The organism is Phycisphaerae bacterium, from assembly GCA_018003015.1.
In the GTDB taxonomy this organism is placed as follows: domain Bacteria; phylum Planctomycetota; class Phycisphaerae; order UBA1845; family PWPN01; genus JAGNEZ01.
Genome location: JAGNEZ010000019.1, coordinates 19,279 through 41,273 on the forward strand (window position 1 = coordinate 19,279; position 21,995 = coordinate 41,273).

A 21,995-nucleotide genomic window follows, 5' to 3' on the forward strand; every position below is an offset into this window, starting at 1 on the left:
CGGACCGCTGTAACACCGCTGCAGCAGGCCGAAATCGCTCTGATCGACGTCCGCATCCCGATCGAAATCACACCTCATACAGGTCCCGTCACGGGCCGCCGGACACCATCGGCAGAATGCGGAATCGACTCGCGCGGCCCATGGCTTGTGTCGGCCGAACCTGCTATCATCCTCCGCTTTCCAGGAACCGGGTGAGTGCCGATTCTCGCAGCATCAACGGGAGGTGTGGTTCTGTCGCTGGTCACCGCGCTGTGCTGGGCAATTTCGCCGATGTGCGTCGCCAGCGCCGGGCGGAAGATCGGCTCGTTCCCTGTCCTGCTTCTGCGATCGCTGGCCGCCGCCTTCCTGCTGCTTGGCATGCTGCCGATCTACACCCACTTCGCCGGCCTGCAGTGGGTATGGCCAAGCGGGATGCAGATGGTGTGGCTGGTCCTCTCCTCGATTACCGGCATGGTCATCGGCGATGCCCTGCTCTACGAGGGCCTGGTATTGCTGGGACCCCGCCGATGCACCCAGATTCTGACCCTGGCCCCGGTGGCAGCCGTGCTGCTCGGCTGGTGGCTGCTGGGCGAGCACCTCAACCAGCAGGCACTGGGTGGCATCGTGCTGGTCCTGGCTGCCACGGCGTACGCCACAGCGGCCAAGCCCCCCCAAGGCGACGAATCCCGTGAGCCCGGCCGGTTGTCCGTGACCGGCATTGCCCTGGCTGTCGGTGCAGCCTTCTGCGTGGGAGCCGGGGCGGCCACCGGCCGGCTCGCCTTCAAGGACGGGCCACCCCTGGACGCCGTCGTCGCTACCGTCATCCGCGTAGGCAGTGCCGCGGTCCTGCTCTGGGTGATCCCCCTGGCCCAAGGTACGTCCGGTCAAACGCTCGGGTACCTCCGCGACCGGTTCATCCTCGGCCGGCTGGCGGGTGGCATCGCCACCGGACCCATCTGCGGCATGCTCTGCTACTTGTTCGCCCTCAAGAACCTGGAAGCCGGGCTGGTGAGCACCCTGGTGGCCATGTCGCCGCTCTTCATCCTGCCGATGGTGGCGATCCGCTATCGAATGCGCATCGGGCTTCGCATCACCGCTGCAACCGGCTTGGCCACGGTTGGCGTGGCCCTGATTGCCCTGCGTTGATCTGAGCGCGATCCCGGCTACACTACAGCCACCGGCTACGCACCGTCTCCATGCTTGCCGCAACTGAAAGGACGCCATCATGTCCGATCGCCTTTCTCGATGCCTGATACTGGCTTTCGGCCTGGCATACCTCATCATCCTGACCTGCCCCGGGGCAAGCCGCGCGGAGGCCCCCTTGGCCGCCATCGACTTGGCGGGCACATGGTCCTTTCAACTCGATCCCAGAGACATCGGCGTCGGCGAGCGGTGGTTCGCCCGCAGTTTGCCCGACAGCATCAGGCTGCCCAGCAGCACCACCGAAGCCGGATACGGCGACCCCATCACCATCGACACCCGGTGGACCGGCTCGATCATCGACCGTTCCTGGTTCACCGCACCAGAGTACGCGCCATATCGCGAGCCGGGCCAGGTCAGAGTCCCCTTCTGGCTCTCGCCGACCAGGCACTACGTCGGGGCCGCTTGGTATCGGAAAGAGGTGATCATCCCCCCCAACTGGGCGGGGAAACGAATCACCCTATCCCTGGAACGCTGCCACTGGCAGACGCGCGTCTGGATCGACGGCCAGGAAGCCGGCATGGCCGACAGCCTGGCGACGCCTCATGAACACGATCTGAGCACATGGCTCACCCCGGGCAAACACACCCTCGCCCTCCGGGTAGACAACACCGTTCTGATCCAGGTCGGCGAGAATGCCCACAGCGTTTCGGACCACACCCAGTCGAACTGGAATGGCATCGTCGGCGCCATCCGCCTGGTGCCAAGGGCGCCTGTATTCATCGAGGACCTCCAGGTCTACCCGCAAGTCACCACCAAGACCGCCAGGGTCGTCCTCGCCCTGGCCAACACCACGGGCAGACCGACTGAGGGCACCGTGACCCTGACGGCCGCTCTGTCGCATCCCCGCACCCAGCAAGGGGCAAAAGCCAAGGAGGTGCCGTTCAGGGGCGACGGCCAGCGAATCCTCGTGGAAACCGACTACGCCCTGGGCAGGGACGCGCTCCTCTGGGACGAGTTCGCACCCCACGTCTACACCCTCACCGCCCGGGCAACCACGGCGAGCGGCACCGATACCCAGCACGTCGATCTCGGCCTGCGACAGCTCGGTGTCGACGGAACCCAGTTCACCCTCAACGGACGCAAGATCTTCCTCCGCGGCACGCTGGAATGCTGCATCTTCCCCCTGACCGGGTACCCGCCGACCGACGTCGACTCCTGGACGCGGATCCTCAGGATCGCCAAGGACCACGGCCTCAATCACCTGCGCTTTCACTCCTGGTGCCCGCCCGAGGCCGCCTTCGTCGCCGCCGACCGGGTGGGCTTCATGTACCAGATCGAGTGCTGCGTCTGGACCACGGTCGGAGAGAATCCGCAGACCGATGCGTTCATCAGGACGGAAGGCGATCGGATTCTGAAGGCTTACGGCAATCACCCCTCCTTCTGCCTGATGGGTCACGGCAATGAGCCGTCGGGGAAGAACCAGAGGCAATTCCTGGGAGAGCTCGTCAGCTCCTGGAAGCAGCAGGATCCTCGCCGACTGTACACCACCGCCGCCGGCTGGCCGCTGCTGCCGCAGAGCGACTACCACAGCACGCCCGATCCTCGCGTCTACCGCTGGGGGGAGGGGCTCAACTGCCGCCTCAACGCCAGACCGCCGGAGACCATGACCGACTACCGGGCCTTCGTGGCCAGACATGACCGGCCGGTGATCAGCCATGAGATCGGCCAATGGTGCGTCTATCCGGACTTCAAGGAGACCGCCAGGTACACCGGCGTCCTCAGAGCCCTCAACTTCCAGATCTTCCGCGACTCGCTGGCCGCCAATCACCTGCTCGACCAAGCCGACTCCTTCCTGCTGGCCTCAGGCAAGCTGCAGACGCTCTGCTACAAGGAGGACATCGAGTCCGCGCTGCGAACGCCGGGCTTCGGGGGTTTCCAACTCCTGGATCTCCATGACTTCCCGGGCCAAGGCACCGCCCTGGTCGGCGTTCTCAACCCGTTCTGGGAATCCAAGGGCTACGTCACGCCGGAACAGTACCGCCGCTTCTGCTGCGAAACCGTGCCGCTAGCCCGCATGGCCAAACGCATCTGGACCGCGGATGAGACCTTCACCGCCGCCCTGGAGATCGCCCATTTCGGCCCCGCACCAATTGAAAACGCCCGCCCCGCCTGGACGATCACGGACGCGGCGGGCAAACAGCTGGGTGGGAACGCCCTGCCTGCCCGGACCATCCCGGTCGGCAACGGCACTGTCCTTGGCGAAGTCGCTCTGCCGCTGGCGGCCGTCGCCAAGGCGACCAAGTGCGTGCTGACCGTCTCGCTTCCCGGCACCACCTACGCAAACGACTGGGATATCTGGGTCTACCCCCCCATCGTGAATGCCGCCGCCCCCGACGGCGTTCTCGTGGTCGACGATTTGAACGCCAACGCCCTGGCTGCACTGAAAACCGGCGGCAGGGTCTTGCTGTTGCCCGCTCCAGGAACGGTCAGCGGCGACAGGCACGGCGTCGTTCCACCCGGCTTCACCAGTATCTTCTGGAATACCGCCTGGACCCGCCGTCAGCCCCCGCATACCCTGGGCATCCTCTGCAAACCCGATAGTCCCGCTCTGGCAGCCTTTCCGACCGAGTATCACAGCAACTGGCAGTGGTGGGACATGGTCACACACTCCCAAATCATGGTACTGAACGGTCTGCCGGATGAACTGCGGCCAACCGTACAGGTCATCGATGACTGGGTCACCAACCGCCGACTGGGACTCGTCTTTGAAGCCAAGGTCGAAGGCGGCAGACTGCTGGTCTGCGGAATCGATTTGACCAAGGATCTGGACCGCCGGCCGGTCGCCCGCCAGATGCGGCACAGCCTGCTGACGTATATGGCCAGCGACCGCTTCGCTCCCCAAGTCTCGGTCGAGGCCGCGGCGATCCAGAGACTGATCGATCGCGTGGCCATCGAGGTGATCAAGGTGGATTGTCACGAGCCCGGCTACGAGGGCGCCAAGGCTGTCGACGGCGACCCGGATACGATCTGGCACACCGCCTGGAGCGGCGACGCGCCCGGCTATCCCCACGAAATCCAGCTCAAGCTTGCTCGCGAGTTGACCGTCAGGGGCCTGCGCTGCCTGCCCCGCCAGGACATGAACCACGGCTGGATCACTGACTTCGAGGTCTTCGCGAGCAGCGATCCAGGCCATTGGGGCCAACCCGTCGCCAAGGGTGTGTTTGGCAGAGGCAGCCAAGAGAAGCAGATTCTCTTCGCCCGGCCCGTCAAGGCACGCTTCCTGCGCCTGGTAGCGCTGACCGGCATCGACAACCAGACCTATGCCTCGGTTGCCGAACTCGGCGTGATCGGGGAATGAACGCCTGCGCCTCGCCACCAAGCCCGATCACGTTCCCCCGGATGTCGAGCCCTGTTTCACAGCCAGCTGCCTCTTCATCGACGAGCGACAATAAGCCTCAACCTGCATGCTGGGCCAGCCAGGCACGGGCGAAACACCAGTCGTGCCCCACGGAGGCCCGGGACGCGCCGAGCAGCGCGGCAATCTGATCCGTGGTCAGCCTACCCACTAATCGCAGACGAGCGATGCAGGCCTTCCGAGGATCGAGTCGCTCCAGTTCGTTGAGCGCGTTCCGGAGCGGATCGGTCGCTCCTGAAGCCGGGTTGGTCACCTGTGACGGGACCATCGAGGGCTCCTGTCGATCTGTCGTCTCGGCACGCGGCACCCGCCGTTTGACCTGTCAGTACTCAACGCGTAAAAAGCCCGGGAACTCCCTCAGGGAGCAGTTTCTTGATGGGCAGGCGTCGCTCATGAGTGATGACTCCGAGTCAGTCAGAGGGTTGCTGGCCGACATCCGTGCCGGCGGAGCGCGGACCATCGAGCAACTCAGCGTCTCGGCCTACGATCGGCTCCGCAACATGGCCGAGCAGCACCTGCGCCGCTGGTTTGGCCCCACCGCCCCGAGCCTCACCTGGCAGCCCACGGAGCTCGTCAACGAGACCCTGCTGCGAATCATCAAGCAGCGGCACCGGTTCGACAGCGACGGCCATTTCTTCGCCATCTTCACCACCATGATGAAACGGGTGCTGCTCGACTACGTCCGAGAGCGTCAAACATTGAAGCGAGGCGGCGGTGGGCTAAGAATCGCGTTTGACCCCGAGCTGCACAGTCCGGCCACCAGGGTCGAGGACGAGGGCCTGGACGTCGAGGCTCTCTTTGCGGCCGTGGATCGTCTGGCCGAACTGGATGGCCGCAAGGCAGAAGTCGCCTGGATGCGGTTGATCTGGGGCATGACCCTTGAGGAGGTGGCCGCAGCCCTGGCGGTGAGCCGAGCGACGATCGAGCGAGATTGGGGCTTTGCCCGGGCTTGGCTGAGGGCGGAGCTCGACTCCGCTCGGGCCTGAACCGGAAGGGGAGGCGAATCACCCATTTTCCATGTTTCTCATCGACCCATCTTGTCACAACATTATTACTTATTTGATTTTATGGACAAAGGAGCACGGATCTAGATTCCGCAAAATAAGGCCACCAGGGCCCTTGACATGGTCGATGCCTCCTTATAGGCTGTGATAAGATTCACAGCGTGATGAATGTCACAGGTGGACGTCGGATTATGAACTTGGTGGATCGCTCCACAGGGGGTTTCGCTACGAGGAAGGTCGTCAAGAGGCTGAGTGTCTATCGCCGCCTGCTGGAACGGATCGGCCAAGCCGGAGCCAAGAACGTGTTCTCCCACGACTTGGCCGCCCAAGCCGGGGTGACCGCCGCCCAGGTCCGGCGTGACCTGATGACCATCGGCTTCTCCGGCAGCCCGTCGCGGGGCTACGACGTCTCGCGATTGGTGGAGAAGATCGGCCACTACTTGGACGCGCCCCAGTGGCAATCGGTTGTGCTGGTTGGTGTCGGACATGTGGGACAGGCGTTGCTGGCCTACTTTAGCGGACGCGGTCCCCATCTGGCGATTACCGGAGCCTTCGACGCCGATCCTGGAAAGGTCAACCGGGTTATTCAGGGATGCCGGTGCTATCCGGTCGATGACATGGAAGATCGTGTGCGCCAGCTGGGGGCCGAAGTAGGCGTTATTGCGGTCCCGGGGGACGCGGCGCAACACGCGGCTCTGCAGTTGGTGCGCGGCGGGGTGCGCGGGATCTTGAATTTCGCCCCAACCCACCTGCGCGTGCCCGAATACGTGTACGTAGAAAACGTGGACATCACCGTGCTGTTGGAAAGGGTGGCTTTCTTCGCACGGCAAGGTTCTTTGGACAAGGAAGTTGTCAGATGATCCAGGCGGACATTGAACCCATTTTGGCCGAGTTCGGCGATGCCGGGCGCGATGCCCTGATCCCGATCCTGCAGGCGGTGCAAGATCGTCACGGGTATCTCTCGCGCGAGACGATGGAACAGATCGGTCGACACTTGACTCTGCCGGTCAGCAAGGTCTACGGCGTGGCGACGTTCTACAACCAGTTCCGGTTCCAGCCGCGCGGCAAGTTCCATATCCAGGTGTGCCGAGGCACGGCCTGTCACGTGAAGGGCTCGGCCAAGGTGCTGGACGCGATCAAGCAGTCCCTCAAGGTGGAACCCGGCCAGACAACGAAGGACGGGATGTTCAGCCTCGAAGTCGTGGCCTGCGTGGGTGCCTGCGGGCTGGCGCCGGTCATTTGCGTCAATGGCGAGTTTCACGCCGGCGTCACGCCGGAGGGTGCGACCAAAATCGTGAGTTCGTATCGCAGAAAGGCGACAGACAATGGCTGAGCCTACGTGTGCGGGTGGATCGTGTGGTTGCCATGCTGGCGCGCAGGAGGCCGGCGGTCAGCCGGGCCTGGCCGCCTTTCTGACCCAGCCCCCTGGCAGTGGCAACGGCAAGAAGAGTGCGTTGTTCAGCGGCGAGCGGCTGGCCCAGCTGCGGCGCGAGGCGATCGCCCGGCCGGTCATGTACATCGGGGCGGGGACCTGCGGCCTGGGCGCCGGCGCCGCCAAGACGCTGGCCGCGGTGAAGCAGTACCTGGCCGATCACAAGCTCGAGGCCGACATCGTCGAGGTGGGATGCATCGGCTACTGCTCCGCCGAACCGCTGCTGGACGTGCAGTTGCCCGGCCGAACGCGGGTGTCCTTCCAGAAGATCAGCGAGGACAAGGTGGTCGGCCTGCTGGATTCGGTGTTCGCCGGCCGCGCGCCCGCAGACCTGTCGCTGGGGCAGTTCCGTTCTGAGCAACAGAAGCCCTGGGCAGACGTACCCTTCATCGACGAGCACCCTTTCTTTGCCCCGCAGATGCGTTGGGTGCTGGCCAACTGCGGCATGATCGATCCCAACTCGATCGATGAGTACCTCGCCCGCGGCGGCTACCGGGCGTTCGCCCAGGTCGTCGGCACGATGACCCGCGAAGAGGTGTGCGAGGCGGTGGAGAAAAGCGGGCTTCGCGGACGTGGCGGCGGCGGATTCCCCACCGGCACGAAGTGGAAGTTCGCCCTGAAGACCCAGGGCGATCAAAAGTACCTGGTGTGCAACGCGGACGAGGGCGACCCTGGGGCGTTCATGGACCGGGCGGTGATCGAGGGCGATCCGCACCGCGTGCTCGAGGGCATGGCCATCGCCGCCTACGCGATCGGAGCGAACAAGGCGTATGTGTACATCCGGGCCGAGTACCCCCTGGCCATTCAGCGGCTCGTCCAGGCCATCGAGCAGGCCAAGAAGTACGGCCTGCTCGGGGACGACATCCTGGGCAGCGGCTTCAGTCTGAAGGTTATCATCAAGCAGGGTGCCGGGGCATTCGTGTGCGGCGAGGAAACCGCTCTCATTCACAGCATCGAAGGCAAGCGGGGCATGCCACGACCGCGTCCGCCCTTCCCGGCGGTCAAGGGCCTGTTCGGCAAGCCCACGGTGATCAACAACGTCGAGACGCTGGCGAACCTACCCAGCCTGCTGAGCGGCGGATGGGAGAAGTTCGCCGCGGTGGGCACCTCGAAGAGCAAGGGCACGAAAGTCTTCGCCCTGTCGGGCAAGGTCAACCGCACCGGCCTGATCGAAGTGGCGATGGGCACCACCGTCCGCAAGATCGTGTTCGACATTGGTGGCGGCATCCCGAACGGCAAGGCCTACAAGGCAGCCCAGATGGGTGGACCGTCCGGGGGGTGCATTCCCGCCTCACAGGTCGACGTTGAGATCGACTACGAGTCGCTCAAGGCCCTCGGAGCGATGATGGGCTCCGGAGGTCTGGTCATCATGGATGAAGAAACCTGCATGGTCGACATCGCCAAGTTCTTTATGGACTTCATCCAGCGCGAGAGCTGCGGCAAGTGCGTGCCCTGCCGCGAGGGCACCCGCCGGATGCTCGAGATCCTGCAGAGCATCTCGCGCGCCCGCCGCAACGAAACCAAGATCCAGGCCCTCGAACGATTCAAGAGCGTGATGTACCTGACCCGCCTCGCCGAAGTCATCAAGGACACGAGCCTGTGCGGCCTGGGCCAGTCGGCTCCAAACCCGGTGCTGAGCACGCTGAGGTGGTTCCGGGACGAATATGATGCCCACGTCTACGAACGCAATTGCCCGGCCGGAGCCTGCCGCGAGCTCCTGCTCTACCGCATCGACGCCGAGCTGTGCCGGGGTTGCGGGCTGTGCGCCAAGAAGTGCCCGGCCGAGGCCATCATGGGCGCCCCCAAGAGCCCCCACTACATCGTTCCAGACAAGTGTATCGGTTGCGGCACCTGCGAGGATGTCTGCCGTTTCGAGGCCGTCAAGACGGAGTAAGGCGAGGATCATTCGGTGATTACGATCGAAGTCAATAACAAGAAGGTCCAGGCCGAACCTGGTGAAATGCTGCTGGCCACCCTGCGCCGGGCCGGGATCAAGGTGCCGACCCTGTGCCATATTGACGGGTTGCCGCCCAGCGGCGCCTGCCGGATGTGCGACGTGGAGGTCGAAGGCCGGCCCAACCTGCAACCCAGCTGCGCGACCCCGGTGGTCGAAGGAATGAAGGTCCAGACGCACTCGCCCCGGGCGGTTCGAGCCCGGAAGACGATCGTCGAGCTGCTTCTGGCCAACCATCCCGACGACTGCCTCTACTGTGTGCGAAACAACAACTGCCAGCTCCAGGACCTGGCCGCCGAACTGGGCGTCCGAGACCGGCGCTACCAGGGCCAGCGGGGCCAGGCCAACGTCGACCTGTCCAGCCCCTCCATTGTCCGCGATCCGGAGAAGTGCATCCTGTGCGGCAAGTGCGTGCGGGTCTGCGAAGAGGTCCAGGCCGTCTCGGCCATCGACTTCGTCGGGCGGGGCAGCAAGACCCGGGTCGGCACGGCGTTCGAGCAAGGGCTCAATATCTCGAGCTGCATCAACTGCGGGCAATGCATCATGATCTGCCCGACCGGCGCGCTCCGCGAGCAGAGCAGCATCAAGGAGGTCACCGAGGCCCTCAAGGACCCGAACATGTTCGTCGTCGTCCAGCATGCTCCGTCGGTCTCGGTCTCGCTGGCCGAGGAGTTCGGCGTGAAGCCCGGCACGGACATTTGCGGAGCGATGGTCACCGCTCTCCGGCAGCTCGGCTTCAAACGGGTGTTCGACACCTCGTTCAGCGCCGACCTGACCATCATGGAGGAGGCCTCTGAGCTGGTGCATCGGGTGAAGAACGGGGGCAAGCTTCCCATGCTGACCAGCTGCTCACCCGGCTGGATCAAATTCGTCGAGCAGACCTACCCGGACTTACTCGAGAACGTCTCGACCTGCAAGAGTCCGCAGCAGATGATGGGTGCGGTCATCAAATCCTTCTTCGCCCAGCGGGAAGGGATCGATCCGAAGAAGATCTTCAGCGTCTCGATCATGCCGTGCACGGCCAAGAAGTTCGAGGCCCGGCGTCCCGAGATGGGCCGGGATGAGATCGCGGACGTCGACGCGGTTCTCACCACCCGCGAACTGGCCCGCATGATCCGCATGCGCGGCATCGACCTCGAGTCCTTGGCACCTGAGCCGGCGGATACGCCGTTCGGCGAGCGGAGCACGGCCGGCAAGCTCTTTGGAGCGACCGGCGGCGTGATGGAGGCGGCCATCCGTACGGCGTACCATCTCATCACCGGCAAGGAAATGGCTGATCTGAAGGTCCAGGCGGTGCGCGGCTTGAAGGGCACCAAGGAGGCCCGTGTCAATGTCGATGGCATGGACATCGGCGTCGCGGTGGTCAGCGGCCTGGGCAACGCGGCTCGGCTGCTGAACGAAATCCGCGACGGCCGTCGTGATCTGCACTTCATCGAGGTCATGACCTGCCCCGGCGGCTGCATCGCGGGCGGCGGCCAGCCGACCAGCACCGACACCGACGCGGTTCGAGCCCGGATGCAGGCACTGTACAATATCGATCGAAACGAGCCGATCAGGACTTCGCACGCCAACGAGTCCATCAAACGGCTCTACAAGGAGTATCTGGGCGCGCCGCTGGGTGAAAAAAGCCATCACCTGCTGCACACCCACTATCACAAACGCGAGGTGGTAGCCTGAGGACAACGGGTTGCGGCACACGGATGACATTCCGCTCGTCACCACCATTCGGGAGCACTGTCGCGTCTGCTACACGTGCGTGCGCGAATGTCCCGCCAAGGCCATTCGAATCAGCGAGGGCCAGGCGGAAGTGCTCCACGAACGGTGTATCGGGTGCGGCAACTGTGTACGGGTGTGCAGCCAGAATGCCAAGCAGGTGCAGACCAGCATCCCGGCCGTCGACGTTCTGCTGGCGAGCGGGGCGAAGGTGGCCGCCTGCCTGGCTCCGAGCTTCCCCGCGGAGTTCGACGACATCGAATACCGCCGGCTGGTCGGCATGCTCCGGTCGCTTGGCTTCCAACTGGTCGTAGAGACGGCCTTCGGCGCAGACCTGGTGGCCGATCGCTACCGGCGGCTCTTTGAGGAAGACCACAGCCGGCGGTACATTGCCACGAGTTGCCCGGCGATCGTGGGCTACGTGGAGCGCTACCATCCCAACCTGGTGGGATCATTGGCCCCGATCGTCTCGCCGATGATCGCCACCGCCCGGGCGCTCCGGCACCTGCACGGGTCCGAGCTGAAGGTGGTGTTTATCGGGCCGTGCATCGCCAAGAAGGGCGAGGCCGGGACGCAGGAGGTCGAGGGCGAGGTCGATGCCGTCCTGACCTTCGTGGAACTGCGGGCGATGCTCCGCCTGCACGGGGTCAGCCCGCTGTCGGTGAACGGATCGGAGTTTGATCCGCCTCACGCGGGGACCGGAGCCCTGTTCGCGATCAGCCGGGGCATGCTCCAGGCCGCCGGCATGAGCGAGGATCTGGCCGTCGGAGAAGTGGTTTCGGCGGACGGCCGGGACGGCTTTGTGGACGCGATCAAGGAGTTCGAGGCGGGGGATCTGGACGCCCGGCTGCTCGAGGTACTGTGCTGCAAGGGCTGCATCATGGGCGCCGGGATGAGCAGCCAGTTACCGCTGTTCAATCGTCGGTCGTGCGTGAGCCACTACGTGCGGCACCGATTGAAGACGCTCGATCCGGGGGCGGCGAAGGCCGAGCTGGCCCGGTTCGCCAACCTGGACTTGAGCCGCGTCTACCAGCTGAACGACCAGCGGGTGGCGTCACCCTCGCTGGTGGAGCTCCAGGCGATCCTGGAGCGGATCGGCAAGCGCCGCCCGGAAGACGAACTGAACTGCGGGGCCTGCGGGTATGAAACCTGTCGCGAGCACGCGGTGGCGATCCACAAGGGCCTCGCCGAAAGCGAGATGTGTCTGCCCTACACCATCGACCGCCTGCGGAGAGTGGTGGACAAGCTGGCCATCTCGCACCAGGAGCTGGCCAGCGCTCGCGAAGCCCTCACCCACTCGGAGAAACTGGCGAGCATGGGGCAGCTGGCCGCGGGCATCGCCCACGAGCTCAATAACCCCCTGGGTGTGGTGATCATGTTCGCCCACCTGCTTCTGGAAGAGATCGGCAAGGACGGCAAGAGCCGCGAAGACCTGCAGACGATCGTGGAAAACGCCGACCGCTGCAAGAAGATCGTCTCCGGCCTACTGCACTTCGCCCGCCAGAACAAGGTGACGCTTGCTCCGACCGACCTTCATGAACTGGTCGATCGGGTGGTTCGAACGCTGGTGGTACCGGAGAACGTCACCCTGCGGGTCGAACACGAGCACGAGGAAGAAAACGCCGACGTGGATCGGGACCAGATCGCCCAGATCCTGACCAATCTGGTCAGCAATGCCCAGGCGGCCATGCCCGAGGGGGGTACACTCACCATCCAGACCGGCGGCGACGAGAAAAACATCCAGCTCAAGGTGGCCGACGCCGGCGTCGGCATCAGCCCGGAGAACCGAGCCAAGATCTTCGACCCGTTCTTCACCACGAAGGGCGTGGGCAAGGGCACCGGACTGGGTCTGGCGGTAACCTACGGCATCGTGAAGATGCACCGCGGCCAGATCAGCCTGGAATCGAACGATCAGCCGGCCAAAGGGCCGACGGGGACGACTTTCACCGTGGTGCTGCCTCGACAGGCGGCCAGAGGCTAGAGTGACGGCACCGGATCCCCGCGAACCGGTGCCCGAGGAATGCGACGATGGCAACGAAGATTCTTGTGGTGGATGATGACATCGATTACCTCGCCCAGACCCAGGCCCAGCTCGAGGCCGCCGGGTTCGAGGTGACGACCGCCGAGACGGTCGACGCCGCTCGCGAGCTGATCGGCAAGCGGAAACCGGATCTGGCGGTCGTCGATCTGATGATGGAGAACTTCGACGACGGCTTCCGGCTCTGCCATGCCATCAAGAAAGCGGACGCGTCCATTCCGGTCATCCTGGTGACCGCGGTGGCCAGCGAGACCGGCATCGATTTCGACGCCTCGACCCAGGAAGAGCGATCCTGGATCAAGGCCGACGCGGTGCTGGACAAACCCATCCGCTTCGAGCAGCTGCAACGCGAAATTGATCGACTACTCCACAAGTGAGCCGGCCATGGAAAACCTGAAACTCCTGGTAACGGATGACGAGCGCGAGATGCGCCGAGCGGTTGAACGCGCCTTGTCCGCGTACAGGGTGCGGCTTCCCGAGGTCGATGGTGAGGTCGGCTTCGTCGTGCAACAGGCCGCCAGCGGCGAGGAGGCCCTGGAGAAGATCACCCAGAGCCCCCCGGACATCCTGCTCCTGGATTTCAAGATGGGCGGCATGACCGGACTCGACGTGCTGGACGCACTCGCCCACCAGGAGCGCGACATGCTCACCGTCATGGTCACTGCCTACGCTTCCCTCGAGACCGCGGTGACCGCAACCAAGCGCGGGGCGTTCGATTTCATCGCCAAGCCGTTCACTCCGACCGAGTTGAAGGATACGATTCGCAAGGTCGCCAGCCACCTGATGGCCCAGCGGCAGGCCCGAACCCTCGCCCGCGAGAAACGCCAGGTCCGCTTCCAGTTCATCTCCGTGCTGGCCCACGAGCTGAAGGCACCCCTGGGGGCAATCGAGGGCTACCTGAAAATCCTGGGAGACCCGAAGTTCCGAAGCGACCCGGGCGCGATCGATCGAATGATCCAGCGGTGCTTGGTGCGCTCCGAGGCAATGAAGAAACTGATCTACGACCTGCTCGACCTGACCCGAATCGAGTCCGGCCAGAAGAGGCGCGAACTGGTCGAGGTCGATCTGGCCCAGGTGGCTCGCACCTCGATCGAGACACTCCGCCCGGACGCCGCGGCCCGGGGGATCACCATCGAACTGCATGTCGAAGGGACGCAGATCATGTCCGCCGACCGCGGCGAGATCGAGATTATTCTCAACAACCTGGTCTCCAACGCGGTGAAGTACAACCGGGACGGCGGACGAGTGGACGTTACCCTTGCCCAGGAGGGCGACTTCGAGATCCTCACCGTATCCGATACGGGCATCGGCATGACCGAGGAGGAGGCGGGCAAGCTCTTCAACGACTTCGTCCGCATCAAGAACCGCAAGACCAAGAACGTTCTCGGCAGCGGCCTGGGGCTGTCGATCGTGAAGAAGCTAGCGATGCTGTACGGGGGTGCGGCCACGGTGGCCAGTACCCCCGACGTCGGCAGCACTTTCACCATCCGGCTCAGCCGGCAGTCCGCGATACCAACCGATGGCAATCACACGACAACACATCCTGCGGTGGCTGCGGGAGGATGACCTCCGGCGGCTCGCCCAACTGTGGCAACAGGCCGACCAGGTACGCCGCGACAACGTCGGGGATCAGGTCCACCTCCGTGGGCTGGTCGAGTTCTCGAACCACTGCGTTCGTTCCTGCGGCTATTGCGGCCTGCGTCTGGGAAACGAAGTCATCGCCCGGTATCGCATGACTGCGGACGGCATCCTCGCCAGCGCCCATCAGGCCGTTCGCTTCGGTTACGGGACGCTGGTCCTGCAATCCGGGGAGGACGAAGAGACCTCCACCCGGTGGATGGCCTCGGTCGTCCACCGCATCAAGCGTGAGACCCCCCTGGCAGTGACACTCAGCCTCGGCGAACGAAGCAGAGACGATCTGGCCTGCTGGCGAGAGGCGGGGGCCGACCGCTATCTGCTGCGTTTCGAGACCTCCAACCAGGAACTGTTCGACAAGATCCACCCCTCGCTGCCCGGCCAGCACTCCGACCGCATCGCCATCTTGCACCAGTTGCGGGAGTTGAGCTATGAAGTCGGCAGCGGGGTCATGATCGGCATTCCCGGCCAAACCTACGACGATCTGGCCAACGACATCGAGCTGTTCCGGCAGCTGCGATTGGACATGATCGGTGTCGGACCTTACCTGCCCCATCCGGCGACACCGCTGGGGCAGTTCGGCGACCGACTGGCGGCCCCCCCGGGCGAACAGGTTCCCAACAGCGAGGAGATGACCTACAAGGTCGTTGCCCTCGCTCGCCTGGTATGCCCAAAAGCGAACATTCCAAGCACCACCGCACTGGCCACCGTCAACAGCGAAGAGGGCCGCGAGCTTGGCCTACAACGCGGGGCCAATGTGGTCATGCCCAATCTCACCCCCCTAGAATATAGGCGGCTTTACGAGATCTATCCGTCCAAAGCCTGCATCCAGGAACGAGCCGAGGATTGCCATCATTGCCTCTCCCATCGCATCGCGGCGATCGGCCGGGAGGTCGGCTCGGGACGAGGGGATTCCGCGAGTCACCGGCATCGGTCCACCCCGGCCGATCCGGGCTGATCCAAACGGAGGACGGCGCTATGCGCGCGATGGCCGAAATGACGTTGAGCGATCGGGCAACCGATTTCATCAACGATGACACCCTACACTACCTGTTGGACACCCGTCGTCCAGATCCGGTGCACGTCCGCGAGCTGATCGCCAAGAGCCTGTCCAAACAGCCCTTGACCGTCGACGAAACCGCGGTCTTGCTGAACGCCTCTGACCCGGAACTGACCGAGCAGATCTTCGAGACCGCACGGCAACTCAAACGCGATGTGTACGGCAACCGCATCGTGCTCTTTGCCCCCCTGTACATCGGCAACGACTGCGTGAACGACTGCGCTTACTGTGCATTCAAACGATCCAACCGCGAGGTCGTTCGGCGATCACTGGATCACTCCGAGATCCGCGCCCAGGTCGAGGCCCTGGAACGAAAGGGACACAAGCGGCTCATTCTGGTCTTCGGCGAACACCCCCGCTACAACGCCGATTTCATCGCCGAGTGCGTCCGGCTGGTCTATGAGATCCGCGTGGGCCACGGCGAGATACGCCGGGTCAACATCAACGCCGCCCCGATGGACGTGCCCGGTTTTCGCACCATCAAGAACTCGGGGATCGGCACCTACCAGATCTTCCAGGAGACCTATCACCACGGGACATACGCCCGCCTGCATCCGGCCTCGACCCGCAAGGGCGACTACCTCTACCGCCTCGATGGGCTCAGCCGGGCGATGGAAGCGGGGATCGATGACGTCGGAATCGGGGCCCTGTTCGGCCTGTACGACTGGCGGTTCGAAGTGATGGGCCTGGTCACTCATGCGCTTCATCTGCAGCACACCTACAGCGTCGGGCCGCATACCATCAGCTTCCCTCGTCTCCGCCCGGCCGCCGGCGTCGCCCTGGATTCACCCTGGCTGGTCAGCGACCATGACTTCAAACGGGCGATCGCCATCCTGCGCCTGTCCGTGCCTTACACCGGAATGATCCTGACCGCCCGCGAATCACCGGCTTTTCGCCAGGAGGCCCTGGGATTCGGCGTGTCGCAGATCGACGCCGGATCGCGGATCGAGCTCGGAGGCTATACCGAGGCGGGCGATACCCAGTGCATGGAACGCGAGCAATTCGAGCTCGGCGACATCCGGCCGCTGGACCAAGTCATGCGTGAGCTGCTGCTCGACGGCTACCTCCCCAGCTTCTGCACCTCGTGCTATCGCCTGGGCCGAACCGGCGAGCACTTCATGGAATTCGCCATCCCGGGCTTCATCCAGCGCTTCTGCACCCCGAACGCCCTGACCACGCTGATGGAGTTCCTGGTGGACTACGCCACCCCGGAGACCAGGGCCGCCGGCGAGAAGGCGGTCGCCGCCGAGATCGCGAAGATGCCCGAAGGCAAGGTGAAGAAGCAGCTGATGGAAGCCATCGGCCGGATCGGCAAGAGCGACGAACGCGATCTTTACTTCTAGCGCGGGTGGCCGCGCTGTCCACACCGCGGGATGTGCCACCGGCGCTTCGCCGGTGTGACCCGGGTTCGACCGTGGATGACGTATGACGTCGTATCGCACCGAGCACGACCTCCTGGGCCCTCGCGACGTGCCCGCAAACGCCCTGCATGGCATCCACACCGAGCGGGCCCTCGAGAACTTCCCGCTGACACGCCGGCCAATTCGCCCGCCGCTAATTCACGCCTACGGGGCGGTCAAGCTGGCCTGTGTCCGGGCCAACCAGGAACTCGGCCGGTGGGATGCCCCCAAGGCCGCGGCCATCGCGGCGGCATGTGCCGAAATGACCGAGGGCCGACTCGACGAACACATCGTGGTCGATGCCCTGCAGGGCGGCGCCGGCACCTCGACTAACATGAACGTCAACGAGGTCCTGGCCAACCGGGCCCTGCAACTGCTCCACCGGCCGCTGGGCGATTACCGCACCGTCAGCCCGCTCGACGACCTCAACCTCCACCAGTCGACCAACGATACCTTCCCGACCGCCCTCAAGGTGGCCGCCATCAGGGAGCTTCGCCTGCTGGAACGCGAGGTGGTCGGGCTGATGGAGGCATTTCAGTGCAAAGAGAAGCAGTTTGCTCATATCGTGAAAGTGGGGCGAACGCAACTTCAGGACGCAGTGCTGACCACCTTGGGCCGGGAGATGTCCGCCTACGCCGAGGCCTTCGCCCGCGACCGCTGGCGGATCTACAAGTGCGAAGAACGACTTCGCGTGGTCAATCTGGGCGGCACGGCCATCGGTACCGGGCTCTCGGCCCCCCGGCAGTACATCTTCCGGGCGGTGGAGCACCTTCGCGAGATCACCGGCCTCGGCCTCGCTCGCGCGGAGAACCTGATCGAGGCCACGCAGAACACCGACGCCTTCGTCGAGGTCAGCGGCATTCTCAAGGCCCATGCCAGCAACCTGCTCAAGGTGGCAACGGATCTGCGACTCCTGTCGTCCGGCCCGGAAGCGGGGCTGGGCGAGCTTCGACTGCCTCCCCGCCAGGCAGGCTCCTCCATCATGCCCAGCAAGGTCAACCCGGTCATCCCCGAGGCCGTCTCGCAGGCCGCGATCGTGGTCATGGCCAACGATCAGACCATCACTCAGGCATGCTCGATGGGCAACTTGGAACTCAATGCGTTCCTGCCGTTGATCGCCGACGCTCTGCTGGGTAGCCTCTCGCTGATGGCCAGAGCCTGCAGTACCTTTCGCTGGCACTGCATCGATGGACTGGAGGCCGACGAACAGCGCTGTCGAAGACATGTCGAGGGCACGACGGCCAGCGCAACCGCTCTGGTGGAACGACTCGGTTACGAGGCCGCATCGGAACTCGCGGCGGCCACCGGAAAGGACGGCAAGACCATTCGCCAGATCGTCCTCGAACGCGGCTTGCTCACCGCCGAGGAGTACGATGAGCTGTTGTCGGCCGAGGCCGTGACCCGGTTGGGCTCACCACGTAAACCGGAGAAATCGTGATCGGGATGACGGGCGCCGCGACACTCCCTAGCCCGCCACTATTGGGTTTAAGGCTGGTACCAGGAATTAATAGATACTCACTGAATCCTGACCGCCGACTACTGATCTGTCAATGCTGACTGCTGACCGCTGAATGTTGATCGCTCAATGCTGAAAGTCCTCTTCCATGACCAATACCCCTAAAGGCATCCGTCTTCACATCGGCTTGTTCGGCCGACGAAATGTCGGCAAATCGTCGCTGCTCAACGCCCTCACCCGGCAGTACGTGTCCATCGTCTCGGAGGTGGCCGGCACCACCACCGACCCTGTGGAAAAACCGATGGAACTGCTGCCCGTCGGCCCCGTCCTGTTCATCGACACGGCCGGGATCGACGACGTCGGCGCGCTGGGCGAGATGCGCATCCGGCGGACCCGGGAGGTGTTCGACCGCACCGACGTCGGCATCATCGTGTGCGAATCCGGCGTATGGGGCGAATTCGAGGAGGTGATCCTAAACGAGTTGGCCGGCAGATCGGTGCCCGCCCTCGTCGTCTTCAACAAGGTCGATCGGGCCGAGCCCCAAGCGAGCGTGCTGGACGCACTCCAGACCCGGCGGGTTCCGTTTGTCCGGACAGCCGCGGCCAAGGGCAACGGCGTCCTCGATCTCCGCCAGGCCCTGATCAACGCCGCGCCCGAGGAGTTCATCAATACCCCTTCGATTCTGGGCGACCTGGTACCGGCCGGAGAACTGGTCGTGCTGGTCGTGCCCATCGATATGGAGGCCCCCAAGGGCCGGCTCATCCTGCCCCAGGTCCAGAGCATCCGGGACACATTGGACAACGACGCCTGTTGCATGGTGGTCAAGGAACGCGAACTACGCGATGCCCTCGGGCGCCTGAACCGCCCGCCGGCCCTCGTGGTCACCGATTCCCAGGCATTCCTCAAGGTGGCCGCGGATACACCGAACACCGTCCCGCTCACCTCGTTCTCCATTCTGTTCGCTCGCTACAAGGGCGACCTGGCCGAGTTCACCCGCGGGGCACTGGCCATCGAGCAGCTTCGACCCGGCGACCGGGTGCTGATCGCCGAATCCTGCTCACACCACCCGATCGGCGAGGACATCGGCCGGGTCAAGATTCCCCGCTGGCTCACCCAGTACGTGGGCGGCAAACTCGAGATCACCCATGTGCAGGGTCACGACTTCCCCGCTGACCTCGCTTCCTACCGCTTGGTCGTCCATTGCGGCGCCTGCATGACCAACCGCCGCGAAGTCCTGACCCGCATCCTGCGATGCCGCGAAGCCCAGGTGCCGGTCACCAATTACGGCATGGCCATCGCCTATTCGCTGGGTATCTTCGAGCGCGCCCTGAACATGTTCCCGGCGGCCATGGACGTGTTCCGCCAGTACCGTTCTGCACGCCGCTAGAATCAAGAGACGATCCCTGGAGGAGTGCAGATCCTCTCACTTGACCGTTCGGGGCGCCGTCGCACCGTCCGCTTTCGCGCCCGCGCCGGTTACCGCGGGTCGCGACGTCGCCGCCGACCTGATGGTGAGCAGCATGCCTTGCCCCGGTGCCAGCCATCCTTGCTCCCCCGCGAACGGCTGCGGCTGACCGGTCTGGGCGTTGATCTGCGTGATCGCCCCGCCGGCCTTGAACTTGAGCGAGAAACACACCGAGCGCTTGAGGCTCTTGTTGACCACCAGCACGTACGGCCGATCCTCCGGGCCGACAAACTCCCCCACCACGAACGACCCGCCGGAAAGCCCGCCAAGATGAACCGCCGTGTCGATGCCCCTGCACTCCTTGGGCACGTCCGGGTGATGAAAGACGTTGACGTGCTTCAGGGCGAGGTACGTCGGTCCCAGCCGGTGAACCTCCATGTTGACCCTCCGGAGCATGGACCAGGTGGCGGTCTTCTGACCGAAATGGTCAATGGGGGCAAGGCGGAAGTTGCCGACCGGCGCGGAGAAGTAGGTGAACCAGCTGATTCCCCGGCCGCCGTAGGCCAGCGTCGTGTAGGCCTGGAAGCGCAGGCCCGCGTCGGAGGGTTCCGCGAAGTCCAGACAGCCGGTGGACATGACGACGTTCCAGAAGGGTATCTTGTGCCGCAGGGCCGCCTCGCGCACAATCTCGAGATTCTGGAAGTAGCCATCGCGCAGTGAGCCGTCTTCCATCAGTGCATAGTGGTCGTAGCTGATGTAAGGCAGCTTCACCGTGTTGATGAAGGTCTCCAGGTATCGGACGTAGCTGCCGACGCCCAATTGGTCGGCATTGGCGTAGGTCGGGAACAGATTCACATAACTGATCTTGCCCGGTGAGATCGCGTTGAACGCCGCCGCCCACCGGGCCAGCGCGGCAAAACTCCTGGCGTTCGGCTCGTCCGCCAAATAGAAGCCGAACACGGCCGGATGAGCGGCCACCTTGTCCGCCAGTTCGCCGGCTCGCTTCTTCACGTCGGCCTCGGTCAGCGTGGCGTCAAGCACCACGGGCACGCCCGAATCGTGAACGATGGCCTTGAGTCCAGCCGCCGCCACCTCGTCCAACTGGTCGGGTTGCACAAAACCCGCCAGGTTGAAGCCGCATTCACGCATCTCCTCGAAAGTGGCGCGATCCCCGGAACTCCGGTTCCAGGCCAGGAGGGCAAACTGCTCGGGCGCGAGCATGGCCTCCTTGGCCAGCAGGGCCGGACCCGGGCACGCCAGGCCAAACACCACCATGTGACGGAGAACTCGAGAAGCCTGTGTACTCATCGGTTCGATTCCTCCTGGGCAGTCCTGAACAGCGTGACGATGTTGACGGTCGGCGAAATGCTCTGGATGTTGTGACACGGGGCGCAGATCCATCGGCCTCTACCGAAAATGGCCCGGTTCTCCCTGACCTCGGCGGCCACCTCGGCCACCGTGCCGAAAGGTAGGGTGTACTGGTTGTCCATCGCCCCGTGGAAAACGACCGCTTTCCCGAAATCCCGGACCAGCCCTTCCCGCTCCATGCCCGGACATCGCCATTGAATCGGATTGAGAATCTCGATTCCGACCTTGTCGATCAGATCCGACAGAAAGGGGCGCGATGCCCCATCGGTGTGGTAGAAGATGTGGCAGCCGAAGGAGCGGGCCAGGTTGGCCATTCTGACCTGATTGGGAAGCAGAAAACGGCGGTAGTGATCCAGGCTGATGAGCGGCCCAGTCTGGCTTCCCAGATCCTCGGCCAGAACGAACAAGTCGATTCGTCCGCGGCCGATCTCCAGCATCCGCCGGTTCCGCTCATAGTAAAACTCGAAAAGGCGACCCAGGATCGCCTCGGCCACATCCGGATTGAGCACCAGGTCCATGAAGGCCTGCTCCAGGCCACGAAGTTGACCATAGAGCAGGAAGGGCTCATAGTGCCAGGCCATCACCACCCGCCGTCCGGCATTCTCGTCGATCGCCCGGGTAATCGGGGAATAGTCGAGATCCTCCGGTCGCGGCCAGCGAAAAGCGTGAACCTCGCCCACGGTCTGGGCTCGAGCCAGCGGGTGGTACACCGCCTCATCGTAGATACCGGTGCCATAATCCACTCTCCGGCGCCGGATCCCCCAGTCGTCGGCTTGCGGGTCGTCAGGATGGTGGCGGCTTCGAGGTTCTGGGCAGACATTGCACGGCCGGTCAATCGCCAATTCCTGCCACAGACTCTCGTCGTCAGGACAGTCGAGTTCTCTCTTGAATCGGGTGTGGAACTCGTCCGTTGCCCAGTAGTCGGTTACGATCCGGTCACTCTCGCCACCGGCCAGCAGGGCCAGCCATCGCTCGCGGGGCGTCATCGGCATG

The 21,995-nt window shown here is 64.1% G+C and carries 17 protein-coding genes; 14 read left to right on the plus strand and 3 right to left on the minus strand.

Going from position 1 to position 21,995, the window contains the following annotated elements; translation table 11 throughout:
• Positions 1-195: 195 nt before the first annotated feature.
• Together KA354_10605 and KA354_10610 are read left to right on the plus strand one after the other, a co-directional pair.
• A complete protein-coding gene (locus KA354_10605) occupies positions 196-1,125 on the plus strand; it encodes a DMT family transporter (protein MBP7935085.1) in 930 nt (309 codons plus the stop codon).
• A gap of 79 nt (positions 1,126-1,204) precedes the next feature.
• Positions 1,205-4,480 carry a discoidin domain-containing protein gene (locus tag KA354_10610; protein ID MBP7935086.1) on the plus strand — a complete coding sequence of 1,092 codons (3,276 nt, stop codon included), beginning with the start codon at positions 1,205-1,207 and terminating at the stop codon, positions 4,478-4,480.
• A 97-nt stretch (positions 4,481-4,577) separates the two neighbouring features.
• Here KA354_10610 and KA354_10615 read toward each other — a convergent pair whose 3' ends face one another.
• The gene (locus KA354_10615) at positions 4,578-4,805 is read right to left on the minus strand and encodes a hypothetical protein (protein MBP7935087.1); all 228 of its coding nucleotides are present in this window, start codon (positions 4,803-4,805) and stop codon (positions 4,578-4,580) included.
• 124 nt (positions 4,806-4,929) lie between these two features.
• Here KA354_10615 and KA354_10620 point away from each other — a divergent pair, with 124 nt between their 5' ends.
• The 12 genes from KA354_10620 (at position 4,930) to hydF (ending at position 19,616) form a co-directional block, all read left to right on the plus strand.
• Complete coding sequence (locus KA354_10620; GenBank protein ID MBP7935088.1) at positions 4,930-5,523, plus strand: sigma-70 family RNA polymerase sigma factor; 594 nt, start codon at positions 4,930-4,932, stop codon at positions 5,521-5,523.
• Between the two features lie 209 nt (positions 5,524-5,732).
• Positions 5,733-6,401 carry a redox-sensing transcriptional repressor Rex gene (locus tag KA354_10625; GenBank protein ID MBP7935089.1) on the plus strand — a complete coding sequence of 223 codons (669 nt, stop codon included), beginning with the start codon at positions 5,733-5,735 and terminating at the stop codon, positions 6,399-6,401.
• Positions 6,398-6,874, plus strand: a complete 477-nt coding sequence (gene nuoE / locus KA354_10630) for an NADH-quinone oxidoreductase subunit NuoE (protein MBP7935090.1) — start codon at positions 6,398-6,400, stop codon at positions 6,872-6,874. Before KA354_10625 ends, nuoE begins: the two co-directional genes overlap by 4 nt.
• A 178-nt stretch (positions 6,875-7,052) precedes the next feature.
• Positions 7,053-8,867 carry an NADH-quinone oxidoreductase subunit NuoF gene (locus KA354_10635; GenBank protein MBP7935091.1) on the plus strand — a complete coding sequence of 605 codons (1,815 nt, stop codon included), beginning with the start codon at positions 7,053-7,055 and terminating at the stop codon, positions 8,865-8,867.
• Positions 8,868-8,882: 15 nt separating this feature from the next.
• Positions 8,883-10,604 (plus strand): [FeFe] hydrogenase, group A, encoded by a 1,722-nt coding sequence (locus KA354_10640; protein MBP7935092.1) that lies wholly within the window; start codon positions 8,883-8,885, stop codon positions 10,602-10,604.
• A gap of 28 nt (positions 10,605-10,632) precedes the next feature.
• Positions 10,633-12,621 (plus strand): 4Fe-4S binding protein, encoded by a 1,989-nt coding sequence (locus KA354_10645; GenBank protein MBP7935093.1) that lies wholly within the window; start codon positions 10,633-10,635, stop codon positions 12,619-12,621.
• Positions 12,622-12,668: 47 nt separating this feature from the next.
• Positions 12,669-13,055 (plus strand): response regulator, encoded by a 387-nt coding sequence (locus KA354_10650; GenBank protein MBP7935094.1) that lies wholly within the window; start codon positions 12,669-12,671, stop codon positions 13,053-13,055.
• A 7-nt stretch (positions 13,056-13,062) separates the two neighbouring features.
• Positions 13,063-14,244: a response regulator gene (locus KA354_10655; protein ID MBP7935095.1), complete on the plus strand. Its 1,182-nt coding sequence runs from the start codon at positions 13,063-13,065 to the stop codon at positions 14,242-14,244.
• The gene (hydE, locus tag KA354_10660) at positions 14,198-15,271 is read left to right on the plus strand and encodes a [FeFe] hydrogenase H-cluster radical SAM maturase HydE (protein ID MBP7935096.1); all 1,074 of its coding nucleotides are present in this window, start codon (positions 14,198-14,200) and stop codon (positions 15,269-15,271) included. Before KA354_10655 ends, hydE begins: the two co-directional genes overlap by 47 nt.
• Positions 15,272-15,291: 20 nt before the next feature.
• Positions 15,292-16,716: a [FeFe] hydrogenase H-cluster radical SAM maturase HydG gene (gene hydG, locus KA354_10665; GenBank protein MBP7935097.1), complete on the plus strand. Its 1,425-nt coding sequence runs from the start codon at positions 15,292-15,294 to the stop codon at positions 16,714-16,716.
• Positions 16,717-16,798: 82 nt separating this feature from the next.
• Positions 16,799-18,211 (plus strand): aspartate ammonia-lyase, encoded by a 1,413-nt coding sequence (locus KA354_10670; protein MBP7935098.1) that lies wholly within the window; start codon positions 16,799-16,801, stop codon positions 18,209-18,211.
• 166 nt (positions 18,212-18,377) lie between these two features.
• The gene (gene hydF / locus KA354_10675) at positions 18,378-19,616 is read left to right on the plus strand and encodes a [FeFe] hydrogenase H-cluster maturation GTPase HydF (GenBank protein ID MBP7935099.1); all 1,239 of its coding nucleotides are present in this window, start codon (positions 18,378-18,380) and stop codon (positions 19,614-19,616) included.
• A gap of 36 nt (positions 19,617-19,652) precedes the next feature.
• Here the strand turns inward: hydF and KA354_10680 are convergent, their stop codons facing one another.
• Together KA354_10680 and KA354_10685 are read right to left on the minus strand one after the other, a co-directional pair.
• Entirely contained in the window at positions 19,653-20,942 is a 1,290-nt protein-coding gene (locus KA354_10680) for a hypothetical protein (GenBank protein MBP7935100.1), read from the minus strand.
• Complete coding sequence (locus KA354_10685; GenBank protein ID MBP7935101.1) at positions 20,939-21,994, minus strand: uroporphyrinogen-III decarboxylase-like protein; 1,056 nt, start codon at positions 21,992-21,994, stop codon at positions 20,939-20,941. The genes KA354_10680 and KA354_10685 overlap by 4 nt, the downstream gene beginning before the upstream one ends.
• Position 21,995: the final 1 nt, after the last annotated feature.

What these genes read in the sequence shown, in the direction of transcription:
- KA354_10625 (MBP7935089.1), top strand. Translation starts at nt 5,733, where the DNA reads ATGAACTTGGTGGATCGCTCCACAGGGGGTTTCGCTACGAGGAAGGTC.
- KA354_10680 (MBP7935100.1), bottom strand. Translation starts at nt 20,942, where the DNA reads ATGAGTACACAGGCTTCTCGAGTTCTCCGTCACATGGTGGTGTTTGGC.
- KA354_10650 (MBP7935094.1), top strand. Translation starts at nt 12,669, where the DNA reads ATGGCAACGAAGATTCTTGTGGTGGATGATGACATCGATTACCTCGCC.
- KA354_10670 (MBP7935098.1), top strand. Translation starts at nt 16,799, where the DNA reads ATGACGTCGTATCGCACCGAGCACGACCTCCTGGGCCCTCGCGACGTG.
- hydG (MBP7935097.1), top strand. Translation starts at nt 15,292, where the DNA reads ATGCGCGCGATGGCCGAAATGACGTTGAGCGATCGGGCAACCGATTTC.
- KA354_10610 (MBP7935086.1), top strand. Translation starts at nt 1,205, where the DNA reads ATGTCCGATCGCCTTTCTCGATGCCTGATACTGGCTTTCGGCCTGGCA.
- KA354_10685 (MBP7935101.1), bottom strand. Translation starts at nt 21,994, where the DNA reads ATGCCGATGACGCCCCGCGAGCGATGGCTGGCCCTGCTGGCCGGTGGC.
- nuoE (MBP7935090.1), top strand. Translation starts at nt 6,398, where the DNA reads ATGATCCAGGCGGACATTGAACCCATTTTGGCCGAGTTCGGCGATGCC.
- KA354_10635 (MBP7935091.1), top strand. Translation starts at nt 7,053, where the DNA reads ATGTACATCGGGGCGGGGACCTGCGGCCTGGGCGCCGGCGCCGCCAAG.
- KA354_10620 (MBP7935088.1), top strand. Translation starts at nt 4,930, where the DNA reads ATGAGTGATGACTCCGAGTCAGTCAGAGGGTTGCTGGCCGACATCCGT.
- hydE (MBP7935096.1), top strand. Translation starts at nt 14,198, where the DNA reads ATGGCAATCACACGACAACACATCCTGCGGTGGCTGCGGGAGGATGAC.
- hydF (MBP7935099.1), top strand. Translation starts at nt 18,378, where the DNA reads ATGACCAATACCCCTAAAGGCATCCGTCTTCACATCGGCTTGTTCGGC.
- KA354_10615 (MBP7935087.1), bottom strand. Translation starts at nt 4,805, where the DNA reads ATGGTCCCGTCACAGGTGACCAACCCGGCTTCAGGAGCGACCGATCCG.
- KA354_10655 (MBP7935095.1), top strand. Translation starts at nt 13,063, where the DNA reads ATGGAAAACCTGAAACTCCTGGTAACGGATGACGAGCGCGAGATGCGC.